Genomic DNA, 16105 nt, shown 5'->3' with positions numbered 1-16105 from the left:
CCGCCGCGGGCGCGGAGTGGCGGTCACGCCGTCTGGAAGGAACGCTGGAGCAGCGGGCGGGTGGCCCATGTGGTCGCCCACACCACACCGATCCCGACGGTGACCACGAGCGCGATGGTCATCAGAGAGACCGGAGCCGTGATCAGCGCGATGCCGACCAGCGGGAACACCAGGAGCGCAGCCACCAGCGCCGACCCGATCGCCGTCACCAGCAGAGGCGACATGATCGCGCGTCGGCGTGCCCGGTCCACGGTGTCGAGCGGCATTCCGAGGTGGTGCAGGCTGCGGTGCAGCTCGCTCTGGTCGAGAACGTCCGAGGCCTGATTGACGCCGACGGACGCCGCGACCATCAGGAAGGAGCCGATGAGCGTGATGATGAGTCCCGTGCGGATGTCGTCGGCGAGCGCGATGTCGGCAGCGGCGGCGTCGGAATCGCTCATCATGCTCATCAGCGCCACTCCGGTGCCGGCGAAGACGGCCATGAAGCTCGCCATGGCGATTCCACCCACCTGGCGCCAGGCTGCCTTGGGCGAGTCCAGCACGATACGTGCGGCCAGCAGCCGCTCGGGTCGCTCGGCGCGACGCAGCTGACGCGATGCCGCGACCTTGAGCACCCACGGTCCCACGAGATTCAACACACCGAGTGCGGCACCGAACAGTCCCGCGAGGACGACGATCGTCATCACGACTCCACCCACCGAGGGGAACACCTTGATGAGTGCGAACGCGATGGCGATCGCGCCGGCTGCCAGTACTGCTCGAATCCAGTGCACCTTCGGCACATCAGTGCGCGTACGGACGCCCAGCGGCGAGATGACGACACGACGAAGGCCGATGACGGCGCTGGTGGCTGCGAGCGCGAGCACGGCGACCACGACGATGACGGTCTGCATCGGAGGCAGGACCACGGCCGCGAACCCGAGCGGCTCCCCGCGGAACGGGATGAGCCCGATGAGCGGACTGATAGCGACATGCGCGATGACGCCGGCGAGGGCGCCGACCGCCGCGACGAGGACGGACTCCGTGACCGTCGCGATCGTCACCCCGCCAGGTGACACACCGAGCAGACGGAGGGTGGAGAGCCGTTCATCGCGTCGACGCGCGGAGAGACGAGCCGCTGCCCCGCCGAGGGACATCAGCGGCACGACCAGGAGAACGAGAGCGATCGCTGCAAGCGCCTGGTACAAGGGTGCGAACTCATCGGTCCATCCCCAGAAGGACTGTGCGCCCCCGATGACCGTGAGCACCAATGTGGTCACGACCCCGAACGCGACGACGGGCAATGCGAGGACGCTGCCCTGTCCGGGCGCCGGACGCAGGAGGAGCGTCAGCACGTTGCGATTCACGCGGCCACCGCCGAGGAGATGATGCGTCCGTCGCGCACGGCGATCGTACGGGAGCAGCGGGCGGCCACCTCCGGGTCGTGTGTGACCACGACGAGTGTCCGCCCCTGCCCGGTCGTCGACCACAGCAGGGCGTCCATCACCTCGGAGGAGGTGGTCGAATCGAGCGCACCGGTCGGTTCGTCGGCGAAGACGAGCTCTGCGCCGGTGGCCTGTGCTCGGGCGATCGCGACGCGTTGCGCCTGACCGCCGGAGAGCTCGCCGATGCGGCGTTCCTCCATACCGGCGAGTCCGAGGGCCGCGAGCCAGGATGCTGCGTGCTGCACCGCATCCTGACGACGGACGCCGTTGATCATGGATGCGAGAGCCACGTTCTCGACGGCGGTCAGCTCGGGAATGAGAAGCCCCTGCTGGAAGACGAAGCCGAACCTCTCGCGACGCAGACGCGACCGCGTGGACTCGCCGAGTGCGGTGACCTCGATGGGGGCGCCCTCGGCGGGGCGGAACAGTACGCTGCCGGAATCGGGGGCGGTGATCCCGGCCAGCACGTGGAGGAGCGTGGTCTTTCCCGATCCGGAGGCGCCCATGATCGCGACGGCCTCGCCACGATGGATCGCGAGGTCGACGCCGGCGAGAGCGCGGGTCGTCCCGAAGTTCTTGATGAGGGCGTGGGCTTCGATCACGGGGATGTTCATGGTTCCAGCCTCGCCGAGCGTTCATCCGCCGTCGTCGCCCCGGCGGATGACCGCGCGGGCCCGACGTCATCCCGAAGAATGAGATCGGGTCCGCGCGTACCTCAGATCTTCTTCTGCCACGCGCCCGCGTACGACACGGGCACGAAGCCGATCGCCTCGTTGATGCTCAGCATCGGTCGGTTCTCCTCGGCGTTGAAGGTGGAGACGACGGTCGAGAGAGGCATGAGCTCGCGCCATCGGAGCAGGTTCGCGCACTTCACGATCGTGCCGAGGCGGTGCCCTCGGTGCTCCTTGCTGACCAACGTTCCGAACTGATGGGTGACACCGGTGCGATCCGCGGCGATGAGCAACTCGTTGTAGGCGACGAGCTGGCCGCTCGGCACATGTTGCACGGCGGCCACGGACACCGTCTGACCCGCACCGAGAAGTCGCGTTTCGCGGCGGATGACGCGGTCGGCGTCCCAGTGTTCCTCGGCGAAGTCCATGTCGCCGCTCGGGGCATCCGTGGAAAGACGTGCGAGCACGGCGGCGAAGCCGTCCCGCCACTCCGGAGGCGTCGGCATGTTCCACTCGACGATGCGGTAGTCCGGCCCGGCGAACGCGCTCGCGTCCGCCAGAGCATCGCGGAGCGGGCCGACGTCGCTGTGCAGGTCATACTCACTGTTGCGCTCGACCTGTTCCAGCGAGTAACCGTGGTCCTCGGCGAGCTCGGAGAGCGGGGTGGCGGGGATGCGTCCCCATCCCGTTCGAGGCACGAGCATCCGGTCGGCTTCCACGGGACGGTGGAGACTCCAGATCTGCAGGACGGTTCGCCCGTGAGCGCGTGCTTCTTCCTCGGCGCGGTCGAGCAGAGCGGCCTCGACGCCGAGCCCCCAGTGCGCTTGCGGAACCAACAGGTCGATCTCGGCCGCATGAGCTTCGGCCTCCTGAGCGAGTGTGACCGTCACCATGCCGACGATCTCGTCATCGATCCGTGCCACGAACCCACGGTCGAGCGCGTCGCTGTCGTCCTGCCAGTTCGGCAGCATCTGCGCGGCGTCCGGGGCGAGATCGGGGAGTCCCACCTGCTCGTCGCACACGAGTCGGTTGAGGTCTCCGTACGCGCGGAACTCCGCGGCGTCGTCGGCATCCAGGGATACCGGCACGATCAGCGGTGTGATGGTCGGTTCGGTGGTCTTCATGTCAGTTTCTTTCGTGCAGGTGCTCAGGGTGATGATCGAGGCCGGGTGTCTACGGGATTCGACGTTCGCGCCACGAGGAGACGGAACCTCTGTGCGCGCCCGCCCGCGGACAACACGGGCGGGCGCACGCAGAGGGGGACGGTGCTGCGGAGGGCGACCGCCGGATCGCGGCGTCAACGCATTCCGCGCTGCATGTCATACGTCAGCAGTGCGTAAGATTCCGCTGCCGAACGATGACGCTGCTCACCGAGCAGGAACATGTCTGCCGGATCGATGCGCAGGCCGCGACGCGGACGTCGGGGGCGCTGCGCCCTCTGGAAGAGCCAGAGGCCGATCCGGAGCGAGAGACGATCGGCGAGCGACAAGCGGCGCAGTTCGTCGGGGCGGGGGACCTGGAGGACCTCGCGGTCCTCGGTATCGGGCGGGTGGATGTCGCTGCGATGCAACGTGGTGTTCACGATGGTTCCTTCGAAAGGGATGGTGGTGATGGATGCGGAAGCACCGCACGCCGACAGCGGAGCGGTCGGGAACGATGCGGAGGAAGCGTGGGTCGGCGGATGCCACGGAGCGTGGACGCCATACGCGGAGAGGAAGTCGTGATCTGCGGTGCAGATCAGCAGACGGGGCGCGGAAGAGCCGGCCGGAGAGGGCCCACTACGGGCCCGAAATCTCGGGGTGCGGTTCTACGAGAGAGCGCTGATGCGGACGCCGGCGGTTACCGAGAACGCGAAGCGCGGCGCAAAATGCGCGGGCGCGGCGAGGCCAGTGGCCTGTGCGTTGAGCTGAGTCGTAATCATCGGTAACCTCCTTTCGTCTGGCGATCCGGAGGACACGGTAGCGAATCCGCGCGGCGGACGTCAAGCACCTGCGGTTCTCCTCGGCGTGTCGCGCGGTTCCCGAGTTCTCCCACCGTCCGCGCGGGATGAGGCTCCAGGCCCGGAATTCCGGTAGCGTAGCCGCGTGATTCTCCCCGGACGAGCGGTGCCCCCATGCATCTGAAGAGCCTGACGCTCAAAGGGTTCAAGTCGTTCGCGCAGCCGACCAGCTTCGTGTTCGAACCCGGCGTCACCTGCATCGTCGGACCGAACGGCTCGGGCAAGTCGAACGTCGTGGACGCGCTGGCCTGGGTGATGGGTGAGCAGGGTGCGAAGACACTGCGCGGCGGCAAGATGGAAGACGTCATCTTCGCGGGTACCTCGACGCGCGGCCCGCTCGGTCGTGCTGAGGTGCAGCTCACGATCGACAATGCCGACGGCGCCCTGCCGATCGAGTACGCGGAAGTGACGATCAGCCGCACGCTGTTCCGCAACGGCTCCAGCGAGTACGCGATCAACGGCGAGGGATGCCGACTCCTCGACGTGCAGGAGCTGCTGAGCGATTCCGGACTGGGCCGGGAGATGCACGTCATCGTCGGTCAGGGTCGCCTCGACACGGTTCTGCAGGCGTCGCCCGAGGATCGTCGAGGGTTCATCGAGGAAGCCGCGGGAATCCTCAAGCACCGCCGCCGCAAGGAGAAGACCCTCCGCAAACTCGACGCGATGGAGACCAACCTCACTCGGTTGAGCGATCTCGCCGGAGAGATCCGCCGGCAGCTCAAGCCGTTGGGGCGTCAGGCAGAGATCGCCCGCGAGGCGCAGACGATCGCCGCCGTCGTGCGCGACGCGAAAGCCCGTATCTTCGCCGATGACGTGGTCGCACTGCGCGCCGCGCTCGCGGACCACACACGCACCGAACAGGAGCGTCACACCGAGCGTCTGGTGCTCTCGGATCAAGCCGAGACGGTGCGCGCGAACATCGCGCGGCTCGAACAGGATCAGAACTCGGTCGCGGTCGATCAGGCGCGCAGCGTGGCGTTCGGGCTCGAGCAGGTTCAGGAGCGGATGCGCGGGCTCTACACCCTGGCGAATCAGCGTCTCGCTCTCCTCGGCACCGACGATGACGACGCCGCGGTCACTGCCGTCACCGTGACACAGGCCACGATCGACGAGGCGAAGGACGAGATCGACGCGATCTCCGCCGGGCTCGGGGATGCTCAGGACGCCGCGGCGGCTGCCAGCCGTGAGGTGGTGCACGCCCGAGCGGAACTCGACGCGCTCGACGTCGACATCGCCGAGCAGAGCGCCCTGGTCTCCGAGTACGACATGCGCCTCTCCACCTTGCGCGGGACCGCAGATGCCGCATCCTCAGCCCTCGCCGCAGTGCGTGGCGCCGTGCTCCGCCAGGAGAACGCGCTCGAGGCCGCGAACGCACGCAGGCGCGAAGCCGCCGACGCACTCGACGCGATCGACGACGCGGAAGCTCCTGAGGGCACGGCCGTCGAACATGCCGCCGCGTACGACAGTGCGCAACGGGCAGCGACCGCCGCGGAAGCGGAGCGTGAGACCCTGCGCGAACGTCTGCACGCCGCAGAGCGCGAGGTCGATGCGCTCACGGCCAAGGCTTCGGCGCTGAGCAGTGCTCTGGCGTTGTCCGGTGGGGCGGCGGAGATCGTCGAAGCGGGTGGAAAGGGTGTGCGGGGACTCGTCGGAGACGCTGTGCAGGTCCGAGCGGGTTTCGAGGCGGCCATCGCCGCGGTCCTCGGTCCGCTCGCGGAGGGCGTGTTGATCGACTCCGTGGACGACGCCTTCGCGTCGGCGAAGGAAGCGGCGGAGCAACGCAGGGGAGTGGTGGACTTCGTCATCGCGAATGCGGTCCGTGGCGACGTCGTGACTCCGACGATCGCCGGAGTCACGCCCGCCGTCGATACCGTGACAGCGCCCGACGGCATCCTCGGCGTGCTCTCGCATGTCCTGATCGCGGACGACCTGGATTCGGCGCGATCGGCGCGGACAGCGCTCGATGTCGCGGGTGACACGGCGACGACGATCGTCACGGTGGCCGGTGACGTCCTCACCGCGCATACCCTGCGCACCGGTTCCGGCGGAGAGCGATCCCGTCTGGAACTCGCCGCCGAGCGGGATGCCGCTGCCGAACGTCTCGCGGAGATTCAGATCGTGGTCGACTCGCTTCGTGAGGCCCGCCGCGACGCCGAGGACGCCGTCGAGACGACCAGGCGTCACGCGAAGGACGCCCTGCGCGCACTCCGTGAACACGATGCTGCTCTCGCCACGCACGCCGAGCAGCTCAACCGGGTCACGGTGCGCCATGAGTCCGCCGTCGCCGAGTGCGAACGCCTCGAGACCGGGTTGGCACAGGCGCAATCCGCCGTCGCCGAGGCCGAGGCGAAGTCCGAAGCAGCGAGGACGGCGCTGGACGATGCCATCGCGACGCCGAGGCCGGTGCTCGACGCTTCCGCGCGCGACAGCCTGCTCGAGGCGCTCGAGGTCGCTCGCGAGGGCGAGGTGCGGGCGCGGCTCGAGATCGAGACGCTGCGTGAGCGTGTGCGTGCAGCGCAGTCCAGGGTGGTGTCTCTGGAGCGCCAGCGTGAGCATGAACGCGATGCCGCGGCCGAGGCGGCACGGCGAGCAGTCATCCGTCGCGCGCAGCGCGAGGCGGCCTCGGGGGTGGTCGAGGAACTGCCGCGCATCCTCGACTCGCTGGATCGATCGGTGACGGAGGCACGTCTCGCCCTGGGCGAGGCCGAGACCGCGCGCTCGGCGCAAAATCAGGAACTGGTCGGCCTGCGCGCGCAGGAGAGTTCCCTGCGAGAGCGCCTCGCCGGGCTCACCGAGAGCGTGCACGGACTCGAGCTGCAGATCCACGAGAAGAAGCTGCATCTGAACAGCCTGCTCGAGCGCGTCTCCTCCGAGCTCGCTCTCGATGAAGATATTCTCATTGCGGAATATGGCCCTGATCAGCTTGTTCCACGGGATCCCGGTGCTGAACCCGCCGAAGGGGGGCACGACGACACGGCGATACCCTTCGACCGCCGGATTCAACAGCGACGACTCGCGGAGGCGGAGCGCAAGCTCGCACAGCTCGGCCGCGTCAACCCGCTGGCGCTCGAGGAGTTCGCCGCGCTGGAGCAGCGGCACGCCTTCCTCACCGAGCAGCTGGCAGACCTGACCCAGACGCGCCAGGACCTCCTGACGATCATCACCGATCTCGATGACCGGATGCAGACGATCTTCGCGAGTGCTTTCGAGGACACCAAGGAGGCATTCGGTCAGGTGTTCCCTCTGCTGTTCCCCGGTGGAACCGGCAGTATCTCCCTGACGGATCCCGACAACATGCTGACGACAGGCATCGAAGTGTCCGTCCGCCCTGTGGGGAAGAAGATCGAGCGTCTGTCACTGCTCTCGGGCGGCGAACGATCCCTGGCGGCCGTGGCGCTGCTCGTCGCGATCTTCAAGGCGCGCCCGAGTCCGTTCTACATCCTGGACGAGGTCGAGGCGGCGCTCGACGATGCGAACCTGGGGCGATTGCTGACGGTGTTCGAACAACTGAGGGAGAGTTCCCAGCTGCTGGTGATCACGCACCAGAAGCGCACGATGGAGATCGCCGATGCCCTCTACGGCGTCTCGATGCGGCAGGACGGCGTATCCGCTGTCGTGGGTCAGCGTGTCGGCGACCGGGCAGCGGCGGTATAGGGGCGCGCACGGGCTTGCGCGCGGAGCATCCACCCGCGCAACCCGTAGGCTGGAGTGATGGCGGAGAAGTCCTGGTCTCTTGGTCGCGCACTGCGCGGCATGTTCGTCAAGCCCACCATCGATGAGACGACCTGGGAGGACCTGGAGACCGCTCTCCTGACGGCCGACTTCGGCCCGGACATCAGCGAGCGCGTCGTGGATGAGCTGCGTGCGAAGGTCGACCGGTACCGCACCACCGACCCCAAGGATCTCCAGCGGATGCTGCGGGAGACGTTGGAGGAGCACTTCGCGAAGTTCGACACGACGCTGAAGCTCACCGAGCGTCCAGCTGTCGTCCTCGTCGTGGGCGTCAACGGCGTCGGGAAGACGACGACCATCGGCAAGTTCACGAAGTTCCTCCGTGGCTATCAGCGCAGTGTCGTGGTCGGCGCGGCCGACACCTTCCGCGCGGCCGCGGTCGACCAGCTCGCCACCTGGGCGCAGCGCGGTGGAGCCGCGATCGTGCGGCCTCAGCAGGAAGGTCAGGATCCGGCATCCGTCGCGTTCCAGACGGTCGAGTATGCCAAGCGCGAGGGCATCGAGATCGCCATCATCGACACGGCCGGGCGTCTGCACACCAAGGGCGGCCTCATGGACGAGCTCTCGAAGGTCCGGCGCGTGATCGAGAAGCAGGCGCCGATCAGCGAGGTGCTGCTCGTGCTGGACGCCACCACGGGCCAGAACGGTGTCATGCAGGCCGAGGCCTTCCTCGAGCACGCCGGCGTCACCGGACTCGTCCTCACCAAGCTCGACGGGTCGGCCAAGGGCGGGTTCGTGCTGGCGGTGCAGGAGCGCACCGGTATCCCGGTGAAGCTGCTCGGACAGGGCGAGGGGATCGACGATCTGACCGGTTTCACCCCCCATGTGTTCGTCCAGTCGTTGGTCGGTTGATGACGGGACTACCGCAGTGAGCACGAGGCTGGTTTCATAGCGTTATGGCGATCGAACACGACTACTTCGGACTCCTGTCCTCAGGCCCGGACGGCTCGATCTTCTGGTCGGAGACCGTGGAGCTCGGCGACCAGAGTGTCACCGTCGATCTGACCGCTCCGGATCAGGACGACGTTTCCGCGGATGCGCTCGACATCGCCGCCTCGCTCATCGCAGGCCTCGAGAGCGTCGACGACACCGCCCGGCGTGGCATGCTCGCCGAAGTCGATGACCGCACGAGCGAGGTGACCGAGTACATCCTCCAGCAGCAGGAGACGTACGGCGACGATCTGCCGGATGTCCTCGTCGATGTCTCGGGCGACGCCGCCGTCGACATCATCCGATCGCTCCGGTTGATGAGCATGACGATCCTCGCCGATGAGCACGGAGGCTCCGAACCGTTCGCGGTGCTCGAGTATGCGCTCGACGACAGCTCGACGGACGACGTGCTGCTCGTGAATCTCGGCTCGGACGGCAGCGTTCAGTCCGTCATGAGCGCGGACTGATCCGCCGCCCGAACGGGGGCCGGGCAGCACTCAGGTCAGACGGCCTGCGCGAAACCGAGATCTGCGCTCTCGGCGATATGCGCGAGGTGTGCGGGGATCTCGCGTCCCTTCGACGTCATGGACTGCGCCCAGAGTCGACCGGCCCGATACGACGACCGCACGAGGGGACCCGCCAGAACACCGAGGAATCCGATGCGCTCGGCTTCCTCCTTGAACTCGACGAACTCGGCCGGCTTCACCCAGCGTGAGACCGGGTGGTGGCGGGGTGTCGGTCGCAGGTACTGCGTGATCGTGATGATGTCGCAGCCGGCGTCGTGCAGATCGTTGAGCGCCTGCACGACCTCTTCGGGTTCCTCACCCATCCCGAGGATGAGGTTGGACTTCGTGATCAGTCCGGCGTCCCGGGCCTGGGTCAGGACGTCGAGCGATCGCTCGTAGCGGAACGCCGGCCGGATACGCTTGAAGATGCGGGGCACCGTCTCGACATTGTGCGCGAACACCTCGGGGCGCGCGTCGAAGATCTGCCCCAGGAAGTCCGGGTCGGCGTTGTGCTCGTTGGCGAGCAGCTCCACACCGGTGTTCGGGTTCAGCTCATGGATCTTGCGCACCGTCTCGGCGTTGAGCCAGGCGCCGGTGTCCGGGAGGTCGTCGCGGGCCACGCTCGTGACGGTGGCGTACCGAAGGTTCATCCGGACGACGCTCTCCGCCACCCGGCGAGGCTCGTCGGTGTCGTAGTCGGCGGGCTTGCCCGTGTCGATCTGGCAGAAGTCGCAGCGGCGGGTGCACTGGGAGCCACCGATGAGGAAGGTCGCCTCTCGGTCTTCCCAGCACTCGTAGATGTTCGGGCAGCCCGCCTCCTGGCAGACCGTGTGCAGGTCCTCGCTCTTCACGAGCGAATGCAGCGCCGTGTACTCCGGGCCCATCTTCGCCTTCGTCTTGATCCACTCCGGCTTGCGCTCGATCGGTGTCTCGGCATTGCGGATCTCGAGGCGGAGGAGCTTGCGACCCTCGGGTGCGGCGGTCATGCGAAGGCTCCTGTCAGTTCGGTGGTCGTGTACTCGGCGAGGAAGGCGCGGGTGACGGCGTCGACGAGGTCGAGGGGCGGGACGGCGGACCCCACGACCTCGCTCACCGTAGTGACGCCGGCATCGGTGATGCCGCACGGGATGATGCCGCGGAAGCCGGCCAGCGAGTTGTCGCAGTTGACGGCGAAGCCGTGCATCGTGACCCCCTGCTGCACGCGCACTCCGATCGCCGCCACCTTGTCCTCCGAGAGTGGCCGGCGTACCCAGACCCCGCTGCGGCCCTCGACCTGATAGCCGTCGACGCCGAAGGGGCGCAGCACGTCGATCAGGAGGCGCTCGAGACGGCGCACGTGCGCGACGACATCGATCGGCTCGCGGAGTCGCACGATCGGATAGCCCACGAGCTGCCCCGGCCCGTGCCAGGTGATCTTCCCGCCCCGATCGACGTCGATCACGGGGGTGCCGTCCTGCGGCCGCTCCTGGGACTCCGTGCGCTTGCCCGCGGTGTAGACGGCCTCGTGCTCGAGGAGGATCAGCGTGTCGGGACGGGTGCCGTCGACGACATCGGCGTGGACGCGACGCTGAAGTTCCCACCCGTCGATGTACGGCACGAACGTCGGAGCGAACCCGGGCGTGAGGATCTCGAGCATCACAGAACCGCCTTCATTGCGTAAATGGACTGAGGACAACAATACCCCTCGGCGAGCGGGGCGGCGCTCTCGACCCGCCCCCGCGATAACGTGAGGACATGAGTTCCACTGGCAGAGCCGGGCGACCCAAGGCGTCGTCGCGGGAGACCCTCGCAGAAGCAGCATGCGAGCTCTTCCTGGAGCGCGGGTACGACGCGACATCTGTGGCGGACATCACGCAGCGCGCGGGCGTCAGCCGGTCCAGCTTCTTCAACTACTTCGCGTCCAAGAGCGACGTGCTGTGGTCGGGCGTCGACGAACGGATCGGACAGGCCATCGCCTCGCTGGAACAGCTCGGCAGGGCGGCGACGGGCGACGCGGTTCACGACATACTGCTGTCGATCGTGCACGATTTCGCACCGGACCCCCTGGCCTTGGCGCTGCGCAATGCCGCAGCGATGGGGGTGGAAGGCGAGCTCATCCGTGACACCGGGCTCCGCCTCGCCCGTCTGTCCGCGGCGGTGTCACGCGCGGCGTCCGCCTCGGGAGTCGACGTCATCCGTGCCGACATCCTCGGGGCGGCACACGCGGCCGCCGTGCTCTCCTCGCTGCGCGTGTGGGCGGAACAGGGAGCCGGACGGGGGACGCCGGAGACGGTCCTGAGGGAAGCCCTGGGAACGATCCACGACCTTCCCTGGTCCTGACTCCCGCGCGGGGCTGAGCGACCGGCCTCGGCTCGCGTAGAATCGGAGCACCATGGCTACATTTGGCACGCTCTCCGATCGGCTCACCGAGACCTTCCGCAATCTGCGCACGAAGGGAAAGCTGACCGCGGCCGACGTCGACGGCACCGTCCGCGAGATCCGACGCGCCCTGCTCGATGCCGACGTCGCGCTCGTCGTCGTCAAGGAGTTCACCGCGAAGGTCCGCGAACGCGCACTCGGCGATGAGGTCAACAAGGCGCTGAACCCCGCGCAGCAGGTCGTCCAGATCGTCAATGAAGAGCTCGTGCAGATCCTCGGCGGAGAGCAGCGCCGTCTGCAGTTCGCGAAGACGGCACCGACGGTGATCATGCTCGCCGGCCTGCAGGGCTCCGGTAAGACCACCTTCGCCGGCAAGCTCGCGAAGCAGCTCGAGGGCGAAGGGCACACGCCTCTGCTCGTCGCCGCCGACCTTCAGCGTCCGAACGCGGTCAACCAGCTTCAGGTCGTCGCGGAGCAGGCCGGTGCGTCGATCTACGCCCCCGAGCCCGGCAACGGCGTCGGAGATCCCGTGAAGGTCTCTCGAGACGGTGTCGACTACGCACGTCGTCAGCAGCACGATGTCGTGATCATCGACACCGCCGGCCGCCTCGGCGTGGACGCCGAGCTCATGAAGCAGGCGGCGGACATCCGCAAGGCTGTCAACCCCGACGAGGTCCTGTTCGTCATCGATGCGATGATCGGTCAGGACGCCGTGAACACCGCCAAGGCGTTCCAGGACGGCGTCGACTTCACCGGAGTCGTGCTCTCCAAGCTCGACGGCGACGCCCGCGGTGGCGCCGCGCTCTCGGTGGCCTCCGTGACCGGCCGGCCGATCATCTTCGCCTCGACCGGTGAGCGACTCGAGGACCTCGAGCCCTTCCACCCCGACCGCATGGCGAGCCGCATCCTCGACCTCGGCGACATCCTCACCCTCATCGAGCAGGCCCAGCAGGCCTTCGATGAGGAAGAGGCCATGAAGATGGCCGAGAAGCTCGCGACCGAGGCCTTCACCCTCGAGGACTTCCTCGACCAGCTTCAGCAGATGAAGAAGATGGGCTCGATGAAGAAGATGCTCGGGATGCTCCCGGGCATGGGCCAGATGAAGCAGCAGCTCGACGACTTCGATGAGCGGGAGATCGACCGCACGGAGGCCATCATCCGCTCGATGACGCCGGGGGAGCGCCGCAACCCCAAGGTACTGAACGGATCGCGCCGTCTGCGCATCGCCAAGGGTTCCGGCATGACCGTCACCGACGTGAACCAGCTCGTGCAGCGCTTCGAGCAGGCCGCGAAGATGATGAAGACGGTGGCGCGCGGCGGCACCCCGAACATCCCCGGTATGGGGCCGGTGCCCGGGATGGGGCGTCCCGGCGCTTCTTCCAAGCGCGGCAAAAAGGGCAAGTCCTCCGGTGGATCGCGTTCAGGCAACCCGGCCAAGCGCGCGGCCGAGAACGCGGGGATCGCATCGTCCGCGACGCCGACCGGCTCCGGATTCGGTTTGGGCGGCGGAGCGGCTCAAGCTCCGAGCGAAGCCGACCTCGCCGAGATCCAGAAGCTCTTCGGCAAGGGCTGACTCCCCTCAGCGCGGCGCCGTGAGAGCATCCGCGGCCGTTGCATGCGGGGCGGGCGCGGCAGTGAGCCGATTGGGCCGCGAGGCCAGCTGCCCCAGCACGAGTGCGCCCAGAGTCAGGACGAGGCCGATGGCCTGGAGGGGGCTGAATCGCTCCCCGGCGACCACGACGCCGAGCGTCGTCGCGACGATGGGGGAGAGCAGCGCGAGGAGCCCCGGCGCGATGACCGGGAGCTGCTGGACGCCGCGGAACCAGAGCGTGTAGGCGACGATCCCGCCCGCCGTCCCGAGCCAGAGATATCCGAGCACGGCGCTCCCGTCGATGGTCTGGGGCACGCCTTCGACGATCAGTGTCAACGGCAGCAGCAGAACCCCTCCCGCGCTGAGCTGCCACCCGGCGTAGGCGACGGGCCCGACGCCAACCGGCCGGCCCCATCGCTTCGTCAGGATCATCCCCGCTCCCGTGGCGGTGACGCCTCCGACAGCGGCGAGGATCCCCCAGAGATCCAGCTCGGCGGCGGGACCCAGGACCACCAGGGCCACTCCGCCAGCGCCGACGACGGCAGCGGCGGCGGCGAGCGGCCGGATCCGTTCCTGCAGCACGAGTGCTCCGAGGACGAGGACGATAAGCGGCTGCGCACCCGCGACCGCGGCTGAGACGCCGCCAGGGAGCCGCTCCGCGGCCAGGAACAGCAGCGGGAAGAAGGCGCCGATGTTGAGCGCTCCCAGGATGAACGACTTTCCCCACCACCCGCCGCGGGGGAGACACCTGCTGATGAGGACTGCCAGGAGCCCCGCGGGGAGGGAGCGGAGGAGCCCGGCGAACAGCGGGTGCCCGGGCGGGAGCAGTTCTGTCGTGACGAGGTAGGTCGTGCCCCATGCGATGGGGGCGAGGGCGGTCAGTAGCACCAGGGGCAGGCGGTTCATGCTTCCAGCCTGCGAGGAACACAGTGATGATTCCAACGCATGGTTGTCACCGCATACATGAACCGAGATCATGGAAGCATGGAACTTCAACAGCTCCGCTATGTCGTCGAAGTCGCCGAGACGCTGAGCTTCACCCGTGCCGCCGAACGGTGTTTCGTCACCCAATCGGCGTTGAGCCACCAGATCGCGTCACTCGAGCGTGAACTCGGCCGCCGACTGTTCGCACGGTCGAGTCGCCATGTGCGCCTGACAGAGTCAGGTCAGGCGTTCGTCGCACACGCGCGGCGCGCGCTTCGGTCAGCAGACCAGGCGAAGGAGGACGCCGCCGCCGTCGACGGCGTCGTGGAAGGCACGCTGCGAATCGGCGTCATCCCGACGGTGACCGCCATCGACCTCCCCGCGGTGCTCGTCGCCTACCGTGGGGCCTACCCGCTCGTCAGGGTGGAACTGCAGGTCGGGAACAGCGATGTCCTCGCCCGCAGGCTCCGAAACGACGAGCTCGACATCGCGCTGCTCGGACTGCGAGAGGGTGTCGATCCAGAGGGGGTGGAGTCGCGTGTCCTCTCTCGCGATCCCCTCGTCGCCGTCTTCCCTCGCGGGCACGAACTCGCGGATGCGGAGAGCATCGCGCTCGACGATGTCGCGGGGATGACGTTCGCGGACTTCCCGACGGCGACCTCCGGTCGTGCGCAGAGCGACGGGGCGTTCGCCGCTGCGGGCCTGACGCGTGACGTCGCCTTCGAAGCCGACTCCGCGACCCTCATCCTGGGACTCGTGGAGGCAGGGCTGGCAGTGACCCTGCTGGCGCCGGGGACCGTCGATCGCTCCGGTTTCGATGTCGTCACGGTGGAGGTGCGCGGTGGCCCTGTGCGTCTCGAATACCTCGCCTGGGACGCTGCCGCGCCACGGAACGTCGCACGCGCGTTCATCGCCGTGACCGAAGTCGCGCACTCGGCGTGACCACCTCCCGGCGGAATCGACCGTCGGCCAGCCTGCGTTAGTCTGAGTCCGTTTGAGTCCGCGCCGAAGAAGTCCTTCGGCCGGTGATCGCCGGGGGAGAGTACCGCATGGGGTTCCTGAATTTCGGTAAGAAGTCGAACGCAGCACAGCCTGATGCGGATCTCGAAGACCTCACGGTCCCGCAGGCCACCCTGCTGCGCACTCTGTTCGCGGAGAAGTGGCCTACGACAGCAGGGGCGATCACCGTGCACGGCGACTACGCCGAGGGGGACTCCGACGCGCAGTACGGGCTGTACAACCTCGCGCGCGCCGTGAAGCTCGAACCGGAGTCGAACTGGCCGGAGGCTGTCGAGCGTCACATCTCCGGTCTGCTGAGCCGTCAGGCCGCCCCTCGCGACGAAGATCTCTCCGATGATCAGGTCCTGTCCCTCGTGAAAGCACGTCTCATCCCGTCGTCGTATCTCCCGGAGAGCCACCGTGCGGCGTACACGTACCGGCGCACGATCGTGAGCGGCCTCGAAGCGATCCTCATGCTCGATCACCCCGAGACCACGACCGCCGTCCCTGACGCGATCGTCGGCCGGTTCGATGCCGGACAGCTGTGGGCCACGGCCCTCGCGGCAGTTTCGGCGGAGCCGATCGAAGAGGTGCACACCGTCGACGTCGGCAACGGCGCGTTCCAGGCGATCGTGTCGGACTCCATGTTCACCGCGAGCCGGGTGCTCGACTTCCCGACCCTCCTGGCCGCAGCCGGTATCTCATCGGCTCCGCACGGCGTCCTGTTCGCCGTGCCCTCACGTCATCATGTCGCGTTCCATGTGATCACCGGACCGGAGGCGATCTATGTCGTGCAGGACATGCACGGATTCGCTCAGCAGATGTTCGGACAGGGCGTCGGCGAGATCGCGACGGATGTCTTCTACTGGAGCGACTCCGGCTACGAGCAGGTGACGTCGAGCGACGAGAGCGGACGCGTCTCGGTCGACGGTACCGGCGCCTTCTTCGCGTCGATCAACGGGTTCTGACGG

14 protein-coding genes are annotated in these 16105 nt (G+C 67.8%); 7 read left to right on the top strand and 7 right to left on the bottom strand.

All coding sequences use genetic code 11. The annotated features are described in order from the left end of the window. Window positions 1-23 precede the first annotated feature (23 nt). The 4 genes from MicroSTF_RS03320 to MicroSTF_RS03305 form a co-directional block, all read right to left on the bottom strand. Window positions 24-1334, bottom strand: coding sequence for an FtsX-like permease family protein (locus tag MicroSTF_RS03320; protein WP_322953564.1), 1311 nt, complete (start codon window positions 1332-1334; stop codon window positions 24-26). A gap of 8 nt (window positions 1335-1342) precedes the next feature. After that, complete coding sequence (locus tag MicroSTF_RS03315; RefSeq protein ID WP_029259093.1) at window positions 1343-2038, bottom strand: ABC transporter ATP-binding protein; 696 nt, start codon at window positions 2036-2038, stop codon at window positions 1343-1345. Between the two features lie 101 nt (window positions 2039-2139). After that, window positions 2140-3219 (bottom strand): GNAT family N-acetyltransferase, encoded by a 1080-nt coding sequence (locus tag MicroSTF_RS03310; RefSeq protein ID WP_322953562.1) that lies wholly within the window; start codon window positions 3217-3219, stop codon window positions 2140-2142. A gap of 173 nt (window positions 3220-3392) precedes the next feature. Next, on the bottom strand, window positions 3393-3677 hold the full coding sequence (locus MicroSTF_RS03305) for a hypothetical protein (RefSeq protein ID WP_136024832.1): 285 nt from the start codon (window positions 3675-3677) through the stop codon (window positions 3393-3395). A 531-nt stretch (window positions 3678-4208) separates the two neighbouring features. Between MicroSTF_RS03305 and smc the strand changes: the two genes are divergently transcribed. From smc to MicroSTF_RS03290, 3 genes are read left to right on the top strand one after another with little or no spacing between them, the layout of a single operon-like run. After that, the gene (smc, locus tag MicroSTF_RS03300) at window positions 4209-7748 is read left to right on the top strand and encodes a chromosome segregation protein SMC (RefSeq protein ID WP_136024833.1); all 3540 of its coding nucleotides are present in this window, start codon (window positions 4209-4211) and stop codon (window positions 7746-7748) included. Between the two features lie 57 nt (window positions 7749-7805). After that, a complete protein-coding gene (ftsY, locus tag MicroSTF_RS03295; RefSeq protein ID WP_029259096.1) occupies window positions 7806-8678 on the top strand; it encodes a signal recognition particle-docking protein FtsY in 873 nt (290 codons plus the stop codon). Window positions 8679-8722: 44 nt separating this feature from the next. Then, window positions 8723-9223 carry a DUF2004 domain-containing protein gene (locus MicroSTF_RS03290; protein ID WP_017830742.1) on the top strand — a complete coding sequence of 167 codons (501 nt, stop codon included), beginning with the start codon at window positions 8723-8725 and terminating at the stop codon, window positions 9221-9223. A gap of 35 nt (window positions 9224-9258) precedes the next feature. Here the strand turns inward: MicroSTF_RS03290 and lipA are convergent, their stop codons facing one another. After that, window positions 9259-10248: a lipoyl synthase gene (lipA, locus tag MicroSTF_RS03285; protein WP_136024834.1), complete on the bottom strand. Its 990-nt coding sequence runs from the start codon at window positions 10246-10248 to the stop codon at window positions 9259-9261. Next, window positions 10245-10898, bottom strand: coding sequence for a lipoyl(octanoyl) transferase LipB (gene lipB / locus MicroSTF_RS03280; protein WP_322953554.1), 654 nt, complete (start codon window positions 10896-10898; stop codon window positions 10245-10247). Before lipB ends, lipA begins: the two co-directional genes overlap by 4 nt. Window positions 10899-10996: 98 nt before the next feature. On the opposite strand from lipB, the gene MicroSTF_RS03275 reads away from it, so the two are divergent. Beyond that, window positions 10997-11581, top strand: coding sequence for a TetR/AcrR family transcriptional regulator (locus MicroSTF_RS03275; protein WP_029259099.1), 585 nt, complete (start codon window positions 10997-10999; stop codon window positions 11579-11581). 52 nt (window positions 11582-11633) lie between these two features. Next, window positions 11634-13193: a signal recognition particle protein gene (ffh, locus tag MicroSTF_RS03270; RefSeq protein WP_021200451.1), complete on the top strand. Its 1560-nt coding sequence runs from the start codon at window positions 11634-11636 to the stop codon at window positions 13191-13193. 6 nt (window positions 13194-13199) lie between these two features. Here the strand turns inward: ffh and MicroSTF_RS03265 are convergent, their stop codons facing one another. Further along, window positions 13200-14117 carry an EamA family transporter gene (locus tag MicroSTF_RS03265; RefSeq protein ID WP_297554095.1) on the bottom strand — a complete coding sequence of 306 codons (918 nt, stop codon included), beginning with the start codon at window positions 14115-14117 and terminating at the stop codon, window positions 13200-13202. Between the two features lie 78 nt (window positions 14118-14195). On the opposite strand from MicroSTF_RS03265, the gene MicroSTF_RS03260 reads away from it, so the two are divergent. Further along, window positions 14196-15077, top strand: coding sequence for a LysR family transcriptional regulator (locus tag MicroSTF_RS03260; RefSeq protein WP_029259102.1), 882 nt, complete (start codon window positions 14196-14198; stop codon window positions 15075-15077). Between the two features lie 107 nt (window positions 15078-15184). After that, window positions 15185-16102 (top strand): hypothetical protein, encoded by a 918-nt coding sequence (locus MicroSTF_RS03255; protein WP_322953549.1) that lies wholly within the window; start codon window positions 15185-15187, stop codon window positions 16100-16102. Window positions 16103-16105 lie beyond the last annotated feature (3 nt).

The sequence above is a fragment of the Microbacterium sp. STF-2 genome (genome assembly GCF_034650155.1).
GTDB lineage: Bacteria > Actinomycetota > Actinomycetes > Actinomycetales > Microbacteriaceae > Microbacterium > Microbacterium maritypicum_A.
The sequence above is the reverse complement of the archived record's forward strand: the minus strand, read 5'-3'. Positions and strand labels throughout refer to the sequence as shown.